Annotated in this window: 14 protein-coding genes; 7 read left to right on the top strand and 7 right to left on the bottom strand. The window is 71.7% G+C overall.

Going from position 1 to position 15412, the window contains the following annotated elements; genetic code table 11:
- Positions 1-33: 33 nt before the first annotated feature.
- From ABH940_RS26115 to ABH940_RS26130, 4 genes are all read right to left on the bottom strand, one after another.
- Positions 34-696 (bottom strand): SWIM zinc finger family protein, encoded by a 663-nt coding sequence (locus tag ABH940_RS26115; protein WP_370063856.1) that lies wholly within the window; start codon positions 694-696, stop codon positions 34-36.
- Positions 693-3971 (bottom strand): DEAD/DEAH box helicase, encoded by a 3279-nt coding sequence (locus ABH940_RS26120; protein ID WP_370106303.1) that lies wholly within the window; start codon positions 3969-3971, stop codon positions 693-695. Before ABH940_RS26120 ends, ABH940_RS26115 begins: the two co-directional genes overlap by 4 nt.
- Before the next feature lie 96 nt (positions 3972-4067).
- Entirely contained in the window at positions 4068-4466 is a 399-nt protein-coding gene (locus ABH940_RS26125; protein ID WP_370063852.1) for a cell division protein SepF, read from the bottom strand.
- Positions 4467-4954: 488 nt separating this feature from the next.
- A complete protein-coding gene (locus ABH940_RS26130) occupies positions 4955-6196 on the bottom strand; it encodes an MFS transporter (RefSeq protein ID WP_370106304.1) in 1242 nt (413 codons plus the stop codon).
- A 148-nt stretch (positions 6197-6344) separates the two neighbouring features.
- Here ABH940_RS26130 and ABH940_RS26135 point away from each other — a divergent pair, with 148 nt between their 5' ends.
- The 5 genes from ABH940_RS26135 (at position 6345) to ABH940_RS26155 (ending at position 10695) form a co-directional block, all read left to right on the top strand.
- Positions 6345-6740 (top strand): molybdopterin-binding protein, encoded by a 396-nt coding sequence (locus ABH940_RS26135; RefSeq protein WP_370064411.1) that lies wholly within the window; start codon positions 6345-6347, stop codon positions 6738-6740.
- 93 nt (positions 6741-6833) lie between these two features.
- Complete coding sequence (modA, locus tag ABH940_RS26140; RefSeq protein ID WP_370063848.1) at positions 6834-7673, top strand: molybdate ABC transporter substrate-binding protein; 840 nt, start codon at positions 6834-6836, stop codon at positions 7671-7673.
- A gap of 32 nt (positions 7674-7705) precedes the next feature.
- Positions 7706-8527 (top strand): ABC transporter permease, encoded by an 822-nt coding sequence (locus tag ABH940_RS26145; RefSeq protein ID WP_370064409.1) that lies wholly within the window; start codon positions 7706-7708, stop codon positions 8525-8527.
- A 22-nt stretch (positions 8528-8549) separates the two neighbouring features.
- A complete protein-coding gene (locus ABH940_RS26150) occupies positions 8550-9626 on the top strand; it encodes an ABC transporter ATP-binding protein (protein ID WP_370063846.1) in 1077 nt (358 codons plus the stop codon).
- A gap of 121 nt (positions 9627-9747) precedes the next feature.
- Positions 9748-10695, top strand: coding sequence for a serine protease (locus tag ABH940_RS26155; protein WP_370106305.1), 948 nt, complete (start codon positions 9748-9750; stop codon positions 10693-10695).
- A 66-nt stretch (positions 10696-10761) separates the two neighbouring features.
- On the opposite strand, the gene ABH940_RS26160 is transcribed toward ABH940_RS26155, so the two are convergent.
- A complete protein-coding gene (locus ABH940_RS26160; RefSeq protein WP_370106306.1) occupies positions 10762-12402 on the bottom strand; it encodes an AMP-binding protein in 1641 nt (546 codons plus the stop codon).
- Positions 12403-12706: 304 nt separating this feature from the next.
- Here ABH940_RS26160 and ABH940_RS26165 point away from each other — a divergent pair, with 304 nt between their 5' ends.
- Positions 12707-12961 (top strand): hypothetical protein, encoded by a 255-nt coding sequence (locus ABH940_RS26165; protein WP_370063840.1) that lies wholly within the window; start codon positions 12707-12709, stop codon positions 12959-12961.
- Positions 12962-12975: 14 nt separating this feature from the next.
- Here the strand turns inward: ABH940_RS26165 and ABH940_RS26170 are convergent, their stop codons facing one another.
- Entirely contained in the window at positions 12976-13719 is a 744-nt protein-coding gene (locus ABH940_RS26170) for a serine protease (protein WP_370063838.1), read from the bottom strand.
- Between the two features lie 451 nt (positions 13720-14170).
- On the opposite strand from ABH940_RS26170, the gene ABH940_RS26175 reads away from it, so the two are divergent.
- Positions 14171-14851, top strand: coding sequence for an HAD-IA family hydrolase (locus tag ABH940_RS26175; protein WP_370106307.1), 681 nt, complete (start codon positions 14171-14173; stop codon positions 14849-14851).
- A 40-nt stretch (positions 14852-14891) separates the two neighbouring features.
- On the opposite strand, the gene ABH940_RS26180 is transcribed toward ABH940_RS26175, so the two are convergent.
- A complete protein-coding gene (locus tag ABH940_RS26180) occupies positions 14892-15407 on the bottom strand; it encodes a DUF664 domain-containing protein (RefSeq protein ID WP_370106308.1) in 516 nt (171 codons plus the stop codon).
- Positions 15408-15412 lie beyond the last annotated feature (5 nt).

Here is a 15412-nt window from a genome sequence, read left to right on the forward strand (position 1 = left end):
GAGACACGAATGTCTCAGATGAGCCGCACATGATTATTCCAGATCTCGCTCGGTGAGTGCCTGGTAGAGCGGACGCAGGGTCCGGGCCAGGGCGGGCGGCAGCCGGTCCAGTGGAGGATCGGCGGGTTGCGGGGTCGGCTTCGGGTAGGGCCGGGGCTCGGCCCAGAAGGTGGCGGGGGAGAGCGGTTCGGGGCCGACGCGGCGCGGTTCGCGGTGCAGCCGGGCCGTAAGGCGGGCGCGGTCCCGGCCGCGCCAGCGCAGCAGCAGGAACGGGTCGTGGTCGAAGGCCAGCGCGATCGCGCCCAGCAGCGCCGCCTGGTGACGGCAGGGTCCGACGTCGTAACCGCAGGAGCAGTCCAGGGTCAGCTCGGTGGCCTGCGCGGGGAGCAGCGGCAGGCCGACCCGGGCCAGCAGCGCGTCGACGTCGGGCGGGACCTCGCCTGCCAGCAGTCGGTCGCGGACCGGGAGCAGCGCCGTCCCGGCCTGCTCCCACTGCTGGGCGTCGAAGACGAGCAGGTCCGCCCAGACCTCTACACCACCCACCCGGGCCCGCGCCGCGCCCGGCGCGACGGAGACGTCCCGCACCTGCTTCGAGCCGCCCGCCTCGCGCATCTGGTCCGCGAGCAGGCCGACGCCCAGCGACTCGATCCGCGCCAGGAACCGCTCGGACCAGCTGGTCCACACGTTCTCGCTCACAGCTCGCTCACCGCCTCCTCGGCCAGGGTCAGCACCTCGCGCAGGGCGTCCGGGGCGAGGTGTGTCAGGACGTCCAGGGCGTTGCCGCCCGGGTCGGCCGCGCCGATCACCGCGTCGGCCAACGCGCGTTTGGCGGTGAGCAGTTCGTCGACACGCTCCTCGACCGTGCCGACGCAGACCAGCCGCCGGACCTGGACGTCACGGCGCTGCCCGATCCGGTAGGCGCGGTCGGTCGCCTGATCCTCGACGGCCGGGTTCCACCAGCGGTCGACATGGACGACCTGGTTGGCGGCGGTCAGGTTGAGCCCGGTACCGCCCGCCTTGAGCGAGAGCAGGAAGACCGACGGCCGGTCGTCCTCCTGGAACGCGTCGACCAGTTCGCGACGGGCGCGCTCGGGGACGCCGCCGTGCAGGAACCGCACCTCGCAGTCGAGGCGGCGGCGCAGATAGGGCTGGAGCAGCGTGCCGAAGCGGGCGAACTGGGTGAAGCACAGAGTGCTGTCGCCCTCGGCCAGCGCCTCCTCCAGGATCTCCTCCAGCCGGGCCAGTTTGCCGGAGCGCCCGGCCAGCCGGACCGCGCCGCGCTTCCCCCCGACCTGCCTGCCCTCGCCGCTGAACTGGGCGGGATGGTTGCAGATCTGCTTGAGCCGGGTGAGTGTCGCCAGCACGATGCCGCGGCGCTCCAGGTCGCGGCCGTAGCCGAGCGACTTGATGCGCTGGAGCAGTTGGGTCACCGTGGCGCGGTAGAGGGCGGCCTGTTCCGCCGTCAGATTGCAGAGGACGGTCATCTCCTGCTTGCGCGGCAGTTCGGCGGCGATGACCGGGTCGGTCTTGAGGCGGCGCAGCACGAAGGGCGCGGTCCGCTGCCGCAGCAGCGCGGTGGCGCGGACGCTGGCGTTGCGCTCGATCGCCACCGAGTAGCGCTCCTTGAACCGTTCGGCCGTCCCGAAGAGACCGGGGTTGGCGAAGTCCAGCACCGAGTGGAGCTCGGCGAGACGGTTCTCGACCGGCGTGCCGGTCAGCGCGATCCGGTGTGCGGCCGGCAGGGCGCGGATCGCGCGGGACTGGAGGGTGGCCGCGTTCTTGATGGCCTGTGCCTCGTCGGCCACGATCCGGTGCCAGCGGACGGTGTGCAGCGCCTCGAAGTCGCGGGCGGCCAGGCCGTAGGTGGTGATCACCACATCCGCCGCCAGCGCGGCCTCCCGCACCTGCGCCGCGCCGCCGCGTCGCGCGCCGTGGTGCACGTGGACACGGAGCGCGGGGGCGAACTTGGCGCACTCGCGCTCCCAGTTGCCGACCAGGGACATGGGGCAGACGACGAGGGTGGGCGCGGCGGGCTTGGCGGTGCTTCCGGCGGTTCCGGTGCCTCCGGCAGTCCCGGCGTACTCGGCGGCGAGCAGGGCGAGGGTCTGCACGGTCTTGCCGAGGCCCATGTCGTCGGCGAGGACCGCGCCGAGGCCGAGGTGGGCGAGCGAAGCCAACCAGGCGACGCCGTCGCGCTGGTAGGGACGCAGCTCGGCACGGAAGTCGGCGGGGACGCGCACGTCCGGCTGCTCCTGCGGCAGTTCGGCACTGCCGCCCAGCCGGGCGACCAGCTCGCGCAGGCGTCCCTCGACCCGGACGTCGTGGGTGACGTCGAGCACCGGCAGCCCGATCGGCTCGCGGGCGTCGAGCACCAGCGCGAGCACCTCGGACACGGCCATCTTCCCCTCGCCCGCGCGGTCGAGGAAGGCGATGGCGGCGTTCAGGCGGCTCGGGTCCGCCTCCAGCCAGCGGCCGCGGATCCGGACCAGGGTGTCCTTGGCGCCCGCGAGCCGGGTCAACTCCTCGGCGGTGAGCGGCTCCCCGCCCAGTGCGAGCCGCCAGTGGAAGGCGAGCATCTCGTCCCGTCCGACAGGACTCTCCCGCTCGACCACCCCGGCCTGGGCGGGGTGCGCGGTCAGCAGCATGCCGAGCTCGGGTGGCTCGCGCCACCACGAGGGGAGCAGCACCAGAAATCCCGCGTCGCCCAGGGCGGGCGCGGCTTCGCGCAGGAAGGTCAGCGCGTCCGCACGGTCCAGCCAGCAGCCCTGGGCGCGGTCCTGCTCGGAGAGTTGGGCCAACAGCGGATGGATGCGGGCGGCGCGGGAGAGTTCGAGCGCGAAGGCGGACTCCGGCGCGGGGATGCTCTCCGCCAGCACCTGGGCGGCCGGGCCACCGGCCCACAGTTCGGCGGCGGTGAGGAGTTGGGCGGGTTCGTCGGCCGGCGCCATCACCAGGTCGAGCCACCACCGGTCATCGGGGCCGGAGCCGGAGCCGGAGTCGGAGTCGGAGCTGGAGTCGGAGCCGTCGTCTTCGCTGCTCTCCGCGGCGCCGCCCTGCGGCTCGACCAGGCGGAAGCCGAGACGGAGCGGCCCGGCAGCGGGAGCGGGACGCAGCATGTCGGCGAGCGCCTGCCACCGCGCCGCGTCGCCCGCGTTGTCGCTGCCCGCGTTGTCGCTGCCCTCGGGCAGCGCGCCGTCGTCCGAGGCGAGGGCGACGGCCAACGGATCCGTCGACGCGAGCCGGGCGTCGGCGAGGACCGCGCGGGCCTCGCGGTCGACCAGGACACCGAGCAACTCCTCCGCCAGGCCCGCGGCTCCGCGACGGTGGCCCTCCTCGGCGCGGCAGGCGGCGGGACAGGCGGCGGCGAGGGCGGCGAGTTCGCCGGCGTCTGCCGCCGTCGGGGCCGGGGCCCAGACGGCCTGATGGGGCGTCAGCTCCGCGCGGACATCAATGCGGGGCAGGACCCGGCCGCGGCCCACCAGTCGCCAGGCCAGATCGTGGACGGCCGTCAGCCAGCGCAGGGACGCGCCGTAGCCGACCTCGACCGGACCGCGTCCGGGAATGTCGGGGTGGAGGGCCTGCCGCTCCGGATCGTGCAGCGCGCCGAGCAGCTGCGCCGCCTCGTCGGCGTCGAAGAGAAGCGAGGGGACCTGCCAGGGGACCAGCAGCGGACCTGCTGCGGCGGGCGCCCGGGAGGGTCCCGGAAAGGCGATCTCGGGAGAGGGGAGCGGCGTGCCCTCCGACGTCGGGAGGAGCAGTCGGGTGTCGTCCTCGTCGGCGCGTCCGGCCAGCCATTCCAGGCCGGGGCCGACCGCCCCGAGCAGGTCCCGCAGCGCCTCGGGGGAGGAGGCGAACGGGTGGATGCCCTCAGGCCGGGCGTCGGCTCCCGTCGGGGTTCCCGAAACCGCGGCGTCCTCCGCCCAGAGGGCGAGCCGACGGTCGGCCCGCCACAGGCCGTGCAGTGCCAACATCCCAGAAACCCCGCTCCCACAAGAAACCGGCAGCCGCGACGGGGGCACGGCTGCCGGTGGCGGGCTTGCCTGTCGGATCCGGACAGGCTGCCCTGATCAGCTCTGGTTGTAGAACCCCGAGTCGTCCGAGGCGTTGTCGATGACCATGACTTCGATCTCCGGCGGCGCGAGCAGGAAGACCCGGCGCGCGATCCGCTCCATGGTGCCACGAGTACCGAACACCAGGCCGGAGGCGAAGTCGATCAGACGCTTGGCGTCAGGGTCGGCCATCTGGCTGAGGTCCATGATGACCGGCGTGCCGACGCGGACGTGCTCGCCGATCTCGCGCGCCGACTCGAAGCCGGTGGGCTTGACCTGGGTGATCCGCGGCGAAGGCTGCGGCGCGGGGTCGAGCTCCGGGGAGTCCCAGGGCTCCTCGTAGTCCGGGACCGCCACCGGGTACCTCCCCGAAGGCGCCAGCCACCCGCGGTAGTCGTCACGCAGTGCTGCTCCCATGCCCAACCTCCCCATCCGTCCTGCTACCCCGTGAGATGCGTGTACCCGCGTGATCTGTGTCTCTAGGCACACGCCCGTGCTGTGTCGTACTTTCCCTGGTGCTGTCCGAGTATCGCATTGATCACCGACAAGACACCCGTCCGGACGCGTCGCCGCGCCGTACGTGTCAATCGTTCTGACGATTCGTTCGGACGAAATCCTGAATCACTTGGTTCCATTCGAACGATTGTGCGAATTTCTACTCACTGGAACTGCTGACATCCCGAACGGGCCGGTTTCACCCGATCCAGTGCGGGCATGCTGGCTACTCTGTGCCTGGTGACGCGTCGGTGATGCGTCCGGTGACGTTCCCCGTGACGATCCCGACGACCCGTCAGATGCCGTCGGCGGCCGTCGGTTGTCGCGCCGTGCGCCCATGATTGCGGGTCCGCGCTAATGCGGCCATCGGATTAGCAGAAGGAAACCAGAATCGGCATATTCGGAATCGTTCACATTTTCGATTGGCATGTCTCGGCAATACTCGCGCGGCGCCCTCGGGGTCCTGACGCGCGGGGTCCTTGGGCGAGGATGCCCGCGCCCGCGACCAGACCCACCGTCAGAAGCGTGACGACGGCGAAGGATCCGCGCAGCGAGGTGGCCTGGGCGATGGCGCCGACCGTGGCGGGCGCGATCAGGCCGGAGGTGTAGGTGACGGTGGCGACGCCCGCGATCGCCCGGCTGGGGTTGTCGCCGCTGTGCCCGGCCGCCGCGAAGCAGAGCGGAACGACGACCGCGATGCCGATCCCCAGCAGCGCGAACCCGGAGATCGCCGCGAAGGGAGCCGCAGCCGTCACCACCAGCACGCCGCCGGCGACCGCGATCGCGCCGCCGCCGCGCACCGTCCGCGTCGGGCCGAACCGGCGCACCAGCATGTCGCCCGCGAGCCGGGAGCCGGCCATGGTGCAGGCGAACGCCGTGTAGCTGGCTGCCGCGACGGCGGGCGAGGCGCCCGCGACCGTGCGGAGGTAGACGCCGCTCCAGTCGCCGGACGCACCCTCGGCGAAGACCGCGCAGAAGCCGACCATCCCGATCAGCAGCGCCGAGCGCGGCGGCAGGGTGAACCTGGGCGGCGCCTCCTCCTTCGGCTCGGGGCGGATGTCCGCCAGGCCGCGGCAGGCCGCGAAGGAGAGCAGCACCAGCACGGCGGCCACCGCCGCCAGATGCACGGGCGCGGCCACGGACGCCGCTGCGGCGGCCACGCCGACGGCCGAGCCGAGCAGACCGCCGATGCTCCACATGCCGTGAAGCCCGGACATGATGGAGTGCCCGACCCGTGCCTCCACCTCCACGCCCTGGGCGTTCATGGCCACGTCCGCCACGCCTGCCGCCGCGCCGTAGCAGAGCAGCGCGAGGGCGAGCAGCGGCAGGTCGGGCGCGAGCGCGGGCAGGGCGAGCGCCGCGCTCCACAGCACGATCAGCAGCCGGATCCCGGCTCGGTGGCCCCGTGCGTGCAGCAGCCGGCTCGCCAGCGGCATGGCGGCGAACGAGCCGATGGCAGGCGCGACCAGGGCCAGTCCGAGCTGACTCGCACTCAGATGCAGATGGTCCTTGATCCAGGGGATGCGGGTGGCGAAGCTCCCGGTCACCGCGCCGTGGATGACGAAGACGGCGGAGACGGAGCGTCGGGCTGAAAGGACGCGTCGGGTTGCTGGGCTGCGTCGGGCTGCCGGAGTGGGGGAAAGCTCGGCCACGCCGACAACCTAGCGGCGGACTCGGTTCGGGCACAGCCCCATCCGGCAGCTGGACACCTGCACATGCGAGGTGGCTTGGGCGGTGTCAGTCGCTTGTGCCATGCTACGAGTGACGGAGAGCTGGCAATTGCGACAGGATGATCGTCACGTGAACAGCTATCGGATCGGCGAGGCCGCCGCTCTGCTCGGAGTCAGCGCAGACACCATGAGGCGCTGGGTTGACGCGGGCCGCGTGAGCGCCGAACGGGACGACAACGGTCATCGCATCGTCCCTGGTCGCGAGCTCGCCGCCTTCGCCAGGGAGCTTGCCAGGCCGGAGACGGCGGCGGCAGAGGGGCTTCCCTCCTCCGCTCGCAACCGTTTCCGGGGCATCGTCACCGAGGTGATCCTCGGGGATGTGGCCGCGCAGGTGGAGATCCAGGCCGGGCCGTTCCGGGTGGTGTCGCTGATCAGCCGCGAATCCGCGGAGGAGCTGCGGCTGGAGCCCGGGGTCCCGGCCGTTGCTGTGATCAAGTCGACAAATGTCGTGGTCGAGAGGGCCTGACGGCAACCGCTGCCGTTGTTGACGAACTGCCGTTTTTTGACGAACTGCTCTGCCTGACGAAACCGTGGGGGTTTCCTGATGTCCCGTCTGCACGTGTCCCGTTCCCGCATGTCCGGCGTGCGCCGCGTCGCGGCCGCCTCGACAGTCGCGCTCGCCCTGGTGGGCCTGGCGGCCTGTAGCTCCTCCTCGTCCTCGTCCTCTGCGGGCTCGTCCTCCTCGGCCTCGGCAGGCGCGTCCGCGTCGAGCAGCGCGGCCGTGACGGGGAAGATCACCGTCTTCGCCGCCGCCTCGCTCAAGGACACCTTCACCACGCTGGCCAAGGAGTTCGAGGCGGCCCACCCGGGCACCTCGGTCACTTTCAGCTTCGGCGGCAGCGACACACTGGCCGCTTCCATCGTCAACGGCGCCCCGGCGGACGTCTTCGCCTCGGCCAGCACCACGACCATGCAGACGGTCACCGCCAAGGGTGATAACGCCGGTGCCCCGGTCGACTTCGCCAAGAACGAACTGGAGATCGCGGTCGCCCCGGGCAACCCGAAGCAGATCACCTCGCTCGCCCAGCTGGCCGACCCGAAGTACAAGGTCGCCCTCTGCGCCAAGACCGTCCCCTGCGGCGCGGCTGCCGTCAAGGCGCTGGCCGCTGCCGACATCAAGCTGACCCCGGTCACCCTGGAGCAGGACGTCACCTCCGCGCTGACCAAGGTCGAGCTCGGTGAGGTCGACGCCGCGCTGGTCTACCAGACGGACGTCAAGGGCGCCGACAAGAAGGTCACCGGGGTCAACTTCCCCCAGGCCGCCAAGGCGATCACCACCTACCCGGTCGTCGCGCTCAAGGGCAGCAGCAACTCGGCCACCGCGCAGGCCTTTGCCGCGTTCGTCGCCTCGGCGCAGGGTGAGCAGGTGCTGCAGGCCGCGGGCTTCCAGGCGCCGTGACCAGCGAGTCCAGGACAAGCGACTCCGAGACGCTGGAGCGCAGCGCCCCGGTCCGTGTGGCCCGCAGGCCGCGCGGCGGGGCGCCGCTCGCGTTGCTGCTGCCCGCGGTCATCGGGCTGACGTTCCTGGTGCTGCCGCTGATCGGACTGCTGGTCCGGGCGCCCTGGAGCTCGATGCCGCAGCTGATCGGCGGCGACGCCGTCTGGCCCGCGCTGCGGCTCTCGCTGATCTGCGCGACCTCGGCGACCGCGCTGTCACTGGCCTTCGGCGTGCCGCTGGCGTGGCTGTTGGCCCGGACCACCTTCCCCGGGCAGCGGCTGGCGCGGACCCTGGTGACGCTGCCGCTGGTGATGCCGCCGGTCGTCGGCGGTGTCGCGCTGCTGCTCGTCTTCGGCCGCAACGGGCTGGTGGGGCAGTGGATCTACCAGCAGTTCGGCTACTCGCTACCGTTCACCACGGCCGGAGTGGTCGTCGCGGAGACCTTCGTGGCGATGCCGTTCCTGGTGCTGAGCGTCGAGGGCGCGCTGCGCGGAGCGGACGCGCGCTACGAGGAGGCAGCGCTGACGCTCGGCGCCTCGCGGTTCACCGTCTTCCGGCGGGTCACGCTGCCGCTGATCGCGCCGGGCGTGGGGGCCGGCGCGGTCCTGGCATGGGCGCGGGCGCTGGGCGAGTTCGGCGCCACCATCACCTTCGCCGGCAACTTCCCCGGCACCACGCAGACCATGCCGCTCGCCGTCTACCTCGCGCTCCAGGACAACCCCGACGCCGCGATCGCGGTCAGTCTGGTGTTGCTGCTGGTCTCGCTCGCCGTCCTGTTCGCGCTGCGCGGTCGCTGGACCACGGGGACGCACTGAACGAGCCTGGAGACCACGACACATGAGCGCACTGGACGCGCACCTGGCAGTGAGCCGGGGCGGCTTCACGCTCGACCTGGTGCTGACCGCCGCGCCCGGCGAGGTGGTCGCGCTGCTCGGGCCGAACGGCGCGGGCAAGACCACCGCACTGCGCGCCCTGGCCGGACTCGCGCCCCTGAACGACGGTCATCTGCGGCTCGACGGCGAGGTCCTGGAGGACCCGGCGGCACGGGTGCGCGTACCCACCGAGCAACGGCCCGTCGGGGTGGTCTTCCAGGACTACCTGCTCTTCCCGCACCTCTCCGCGCTGGACAACGTGGCGTTCGGCCTGCGCACCCATGGCCGCCGCAAGGCCGAGGCGCGGGCCGAGGCCCGGCAGTGGCTGGAGCGGGTCGGGCTGGCCGACCACACCGGGTCGCGCCCCGGCGCGCTCTCCGGCGGGCAGGCCCAACGCGTCGCGCTGGCGCGGGCGCTGGCACCGCAGCCGCGACTGCTGCTGCTCGACGAGCCGTTGGCCGCCCTCGACGCCCGGACCCGGCTGGAGGTGCGCACCACGCTGCGCCGTCACCTGGCCGCGTTCGAGGCGGTGGCCGTCCTGGTCACCCACGACCCGCTGGACGCGATGGTGCTGGCCGACCGGCTGGTGGTGCTGGAACACGGCCGTGCGGTCCAGGAGGGCGCGCCGGCCGAGATCGCGCGCCATCCGCGCAGCGACTACATCGCCCGACTGGTCGGCCTCAACCTCTTCCGCGGCACGGCCGACGGGCATCTGGTCGAGCTGGACGCCTCCCGCGAGGTCGTGGCCGACGGCACCGTCCTCGCGGCGGACGACGCGCACCACGGCCCGGTCTTCGTCGCCTTCCCGCCTGCTGCGGTGACCGTCCACGGCAGCCGCCCCGACACCAGCGCGCGCAACCAGTGGCCGGTCACTGTCGTCGGCATGGAGCTCCACGGCGACCAGGTCCGCCTCGACCTCGCCGGTCCACTCCGCCTGACCGCGGACCTGACCCCGGCAGCGGTCGCCGAGTTGGCCATCGGCGAGGGCAGCGAGGTCTGGGCCGCCGTCAAGGCCGCGCAGACGCGGGCGTATCCGGCGTAGGGCTTGCCGGCTGGTAGGCCTTCGCGCGGTGATCTGCGCTGTTCTGACGGCGCGCCGCTCCGGTCGCGAGGCCCGACGGGCCGACGATGATCGGGAGGGCGTGTCGGACGGAGGACGGTTCATGGGCAAGGCAGCAGGTCGGCTGCGGGAGCGTGTGGTGGCGGTCGCGGTGGCCGTCGCGGTGGTGACCGGAGCGTCGGCGGGCTGCTCGTCGGGGACGAACGTGTCCAGCGTGTCCGGTACGGCTGCCGCGTCCGGCACAGGCGCGTCGGTCGGCACGTCGCCCGGCACGTCCGGCGGGGCCGCGGCTCCCGGAAGTCCGGTGGTCACGACCGCGCCCTCGCCGTCACCGTGGTCACAGGAGCGGCTGCAGCGGGCCCTGTCGACGCACGGCGGGAACACCAGGACTGCGAAGTCCAACGAGATCACGGCCCGGGTCGGTGCGATCTTCTCGACCAGTCAGAAGGGCGACCACTTCTGCACCGGAAGCGTCGTGCAGAGCAAGGGCAGCAGCATTGTGGTGACCGCCGCCCACTGCGTCCACGGCGGCAAGGGCGGCAACTACAACACCGACATCGTCTTCGTGCCCGGCTACCGCAACGGCACCGAACCGCAGGGGGAGTGGCCGGTCAAGTCGATCGTCGTGGACCAGCGCTGGATCGACTCCAGCGATCCGGATCTGGACGTCGCCTTCCTGGTGCTCGGCACGGTGAACAACCAGACCATCGCCTCGGTGCTGGGCGGCAACCGGCTGGGCATCAACCTCGGCTTCGGTCGGACCGTCTCGCTGACCGGTTACCCGTCCGACGCGGGCGAGCCGATCGCGTGCTTCAACAGCACGACGCAGCAGAGCACGTACCAGATGAAGATCGCGTGCAAGTCCTTCCCCGGCGGCACCAGCGGCAGCCCGTGGCTGACCGCGTTCGACCGGACCACCAGGACGGGCACGGTCATCGGCGTGATCGGTGGCTACCAGCAGGGCGGCAGCACCCCGGACGTCTCCTACAGCCCGTACTTCGACAACGATGTCCTCGCCCTGTACGACCGGGCGGTCGCACAGGGCGGGTGACGCGTCGTCAGTCCATGGCGCACGGCATTTGTTGAGCGCAGCCCAGTAGTTCAGTGCAGCGCAGTCCTACAGGCCGAGGAACTTGACGGACTCCTCGCGCATCTCGACCTTGCGGATCTTGCCGGTGACGGTCATCGGGAAGCCGTCGACGAGGTGCAGGTAGCGGGGGATCTTGTAGTGGGCCAGCTTGCCCTCGCAGTAGGCGCGGAGTTGCTCCACCGTCAGTTCGTCGGCTCCGGGGCGGAGCTTGACCCAGGCCATCAGCTCCTCGCCGAAGCGGTCGTCCGGGACGCCGATGATCTGGACGTCCTCGATGTCGGGGTGGGCGTAGAGGAACTCCTCGACCTCGCGCGGGTACACGTTCTCGCCGCCGCGGATGACCATGTCCTTGATCCGGCCGACGATCGAGACGTAACCGTCCTCGGCCATCTCGGCGAGGTCTCCGGTGTGCATCCAGCCGTCCTCGTCGACGGCCTCGGCGGTGCGGTCCGGCTCGTTCCAGTAGCCGAGCATCACCGAGTAGCCGCGGGTGCACAGTTCGCCTGGCGTGCCGACGGGGACGGTGGCGCCGGTGGTCGGCTCGACGATCTTGATCTCGACGTGGGGGTGGACGCGTCCGACGGTGGCGACGCGGTGTTGGAGGGAGTCGTCGGGGCGGGTCTGGGTGGAGACGGGGCTGGTTTCGGTCATGCCGTAGGCGATGGTGACCTCGGCCATGCCCATCTCGGACATGACCCGCTTCATCACCTCGACCGGGCAGGGCGACCCGGCCATCACCCCCGTGCGCAGGGTGGACAGGTCCCAGCGGTCGGGATTCGCCTCCAACTGGGCGAGTTCGGCGATGAACATGGTCGGCACGCCGTAGAGCACGGTGCAGCGCTCGGCCTGGACCCCATTCAGTGCCTCGACGGGGTCGAAGAGCGGGCTGGGGATGACCAGGCAGGCGCCGTGGGAGGTGGCGCCGAGGTTGGCCATCACCATGCCGAAGCAGTGGTAGAACGGCACCGGCACGCAGACGCGGTCGTCCGCCGTCCAGCCCTGCACGTCGGCGACCTGGAAGCCGTTGCCGAGGATGTTGCGGTGCGAGAGCGTGGCGCCCTTGGGGCGGCCGGTGGTGCCGGAGGTGTACTGGATGTTCGCCGCGTCCTCCGGCGAGAGCGTCGCTTCGCGCGCACGCAGCACCGAGAGCGGTACGCCGTCGCCGGAGGCGACGAGTTGCTCGAAGTCGGGCGTCCCGATGAACACGACACGCTCCAACTCCGGACAGTCGCCGCGGACCGCGTCGACCAGGGCGACGTAGTCGCTGGTCTTCACCCGCGTCGCGGAGATCAGCAGCTTGGTGCCCGACTGCTGCAGCGCGTAGGCGATCTCGTGTTGGCGGTAGGCGGGGTTGAGGTTGACCAGGATCGCGCCCGCGCGGGCGGCGGCGTACTGGGTCAGCACCCACTCCGCGCAGTTGGGCGACCAGATGCCGACGCGGTCGCCGCGTTCGATCCCGGCGGCGAGCAGCCCGCGGGCGAGGTCGTCGACGGCGGCGTCGAACTCGGCGTACGTCCAGCGGCGTCCGCTCGCGCGTTCGACCAGGGCGTCGTGGTCGGAGTGGCGGCGCGCGGTGCGGGCCAGGTCGGCGCCCACGGTCAGCTCCGGCAGCGCCGGGCTGGCCTCGCCGCGTCGGTGGGACAGGCGCGGATCGAGATCGGCATCCATGACGGAACTCCCTGAGGGCACGGGGGTTGGGACTGCACGGCGGTCGGGACCGAACGTGGTCGGGACCGACAGTGTGGATCTCCATCCTGTCGGGCCCGGGGGCGCGAGGGAAGGTCACGGAGAGGGTGTGGCGTGGTGTGGGAAGACTGTGGTGATCCTGTTCATCACTGTTCGATGAATGCGCGTACATGTCACCAGGTCGTACGCCATCATGTGGGAACGAGCCTCAGTGAACGAGACTCACCCTCTTCCGGGAGTCGCCGACGTGGGCAGACACGCGAACGATCCACTTCCACCACCGGCCGTGACCCGTACCCATCTCCGGGTGCTGTCGACGCTCCTGGCCCGGCAGGCGGCGGATCTGCCCGATGAGCGGCTGCTCGACGCCGCGTACCACGACGCGGTGCGGTTGCTCGCCTGGTCCACCTCGGCCGCCGCGCTCGCCGCCGCCGCCCTGGCCGAAACCGATCCCCAGCAGGCGCGGCGCTACCGCAGCCAGGTCAGGTCGACGCTGGCCGAGGCGCACGCGATCGCCTGGTACCCGGGGGAGAAGGCCTAGCTCAGAGGCGCAGGTCAGCCCAGCTGGGCGTCCTGCTCCAGGGCCTGGTGGTACAGGGCGTCGATGCGGTCGCCGAAGTAGGAGCTGTAGGAGACGTCGTCGGTGTAGCCGCCCTGCTCGAAGCCGCCGATCACGCCGATGACCGTGCCCTCGTCGCCGGTCGGGCCGCCCTGGCCGGGGATCAGCCAGGGGCTGCCGCTGGTGCCGTCGCTGTAGCCGGTGCAGTCGATGCGCATCTGGGTGGCGCTGAACCGGTCGACCAGGTCGGTGCAGGTGATCGGCTCCTCGGAGCTGTTCGGATAGCCGGTGATCGTGACCACGTGGTCGAAGCCCTGGTCCACCGCGATCCGGTTGGCGCCCACGACCTGCTGCACGGTCTGGCCGTCGAGCGGTTCGAGCAGGCCGAAGGCGACGTCCGCGTTCACGTCGCCGTTCGCGGTCCAGCCCGGGTCCTCGACGGTCTGCGCGATCTGCCAGACCCCGTACGGGGCCGTGCCGTCGCGGTAGCCGGGGACGAACACCTTGTCCTGGTTCGCGCCGCTGAGGCAGTGCGCGGCGGTGACGATCATGTTGCCCCGTGGGCTGTCGACCACGCTCGCCGTGCAGTAGTGCGTGCCCGCGACGCCTCCGCCGTTGAACAGCGCGCCGACGCGGGAGTCGACCCGGTTCGCGACGGCCGTGCGGGACGCGCCGAGATCCTGCGACGGGGAGGCTGCTCCCGTCGCGCCGGCGAGCGCCAGGACCACGAGCCAGGCCATGGCGGCGAGGGACGGCCGACGCCGCCGGGGAACGGCCTCACCGTCAGGCTCAGTGCCGTCAGGGGAGGGCGCATCGTCAGTGGTGGGCGCACCGTCGGGGGAGGACGCGCCGTTGGGGGAGATCGAGGCGTCTCGGGGTGACAAGGCGTGGTTCAGGGGAGCCTCGCAGGGGTGAGCCTTGCTGGGGAGGGCAGTGGCTGCAGCGGGATTCGAGCGACATGCTGCCGTGCCGCAGCCGCTGGTCACAAGCCCCCGCGCGGAAAATCACCCCACGTCACCCCACGTCACCGCATCCGGCCGTACGGGGGAAGACGAGCGGGCGACGTGACGCTGAAGCGAAATGGATCGTGAAGTGAAAGAGTGGGGCCTTTGCCTCTTGGAGGATCCACTGAGAGGAGAGAGGCTGGAGAGGTACCAGGCCCCGTCCCCGACGCGAAGGACCTGTCCTGCCGTGGCCGCCCATCTCTCCGCCCCCGCCGTACTCACCGTCGAGGCCGTGCTCTTCGACAACGACGGCACGCTGATCGACTCGATGCCCTCGGTCCGCCGCTGCTGGACCCGCTGGGCCGAGGAGTACGGCGTCGCACGTGAACGCCTGGACCAGGTCGGCTATGTGGGCCGTCCGGCCGGAGAGGTGGTCGCGGAGCTGTTGGCGGAGCGCGCCGTCGAGGAGCAGCTCAGAGCGGTGGCCCGGGTGCAGGAGCTGGAACTCGCGGACGCGGCGAGCAGCCGACTGCTGCCGGGCGTCGAGGAGCTGCTGTCCGCGCTGCCCAGGGACCGCTGGGCGGTGGTCACCGCCGCCACCCGGACCCTGGCGCTGCGTCGGCTCTCCTGCCTCGGACTGACCGTGCCGATGCTGGTCGGCGCGGAGGACGTGACCCGGGGCAAGCCCGACCCGGAGGCGTACCTCCGGGCGGCGAGCAGACTGGGCGCCCCGCCCACGCGCTGTCTGGTGGTCGAGGACGCCCCGGCGGGCCTCGCTGCGGGACGCGCCGCCGGCATGGCGACGCTGGCCCTGGCCACCACCCACGACCCGGCCGAGCTGTGCGCGGCCGACGTGGTCGTCAGCGACCTCACCCTGGTCCGCCCGCTGGTCCAACGCGACGGGACCCTGGCACTGTTCGTCGGCTGACGCGCCGATCCCTGACGGTCCGTCAGCGGTGGTGCGTCCGTCAGTGGTGGCGCTGCAGGAGCCCGCGCACCAGGGCGGCCTGGCCCGCGTGCTGCAGGTCGTCCGCGATCACGCTGACCAGCCGGACCGCCGCCGTGACCGGGGGGTCCCAGCGTGAGTCGACGATCCGGTCCAGATGGTGCCCGCCCGGTCCGGCCAGGTAGGCGACGGTGCGGTCGTGGACGTCGTCGTGGTAGCCCAGTAGCTGCTCCGCCGTCAGCCCCCGCACCGCGGCCACCTGCTGGGAGGTGTGCCCGTAGCCGTGGGCCTCGACCGGGAAGGGCAGGCCGAAGCGCTCGGCCCACCCCAGCTCGGTCCAGGCCTGCGCCATGTCGGCCATGTCACAGATGTGGTCGTCCTGAATGCGGGTCAGATGCCAGACCAGCCAGGCGATGGAGTTGGCGCGCGAATCGGCACGGAAGCACAGCTGCTCCGGGTCGAGCCCGGAGACGGCTTCGTGCACGGCCTCCTTGACGCGCCCGAAGGCGTCGGTGAGTAGCTCGGTTGCGACAGTCACTGCTC

The organism is Streptacidiphilus sp. BW17 (genome assembly GCF_041262485.1).
Classification (GTDB): Bacteria; Actinomycetota; Actinomycetes; order Streptomycetales; family Streptomycetaceae; genus Streptacidiphilus.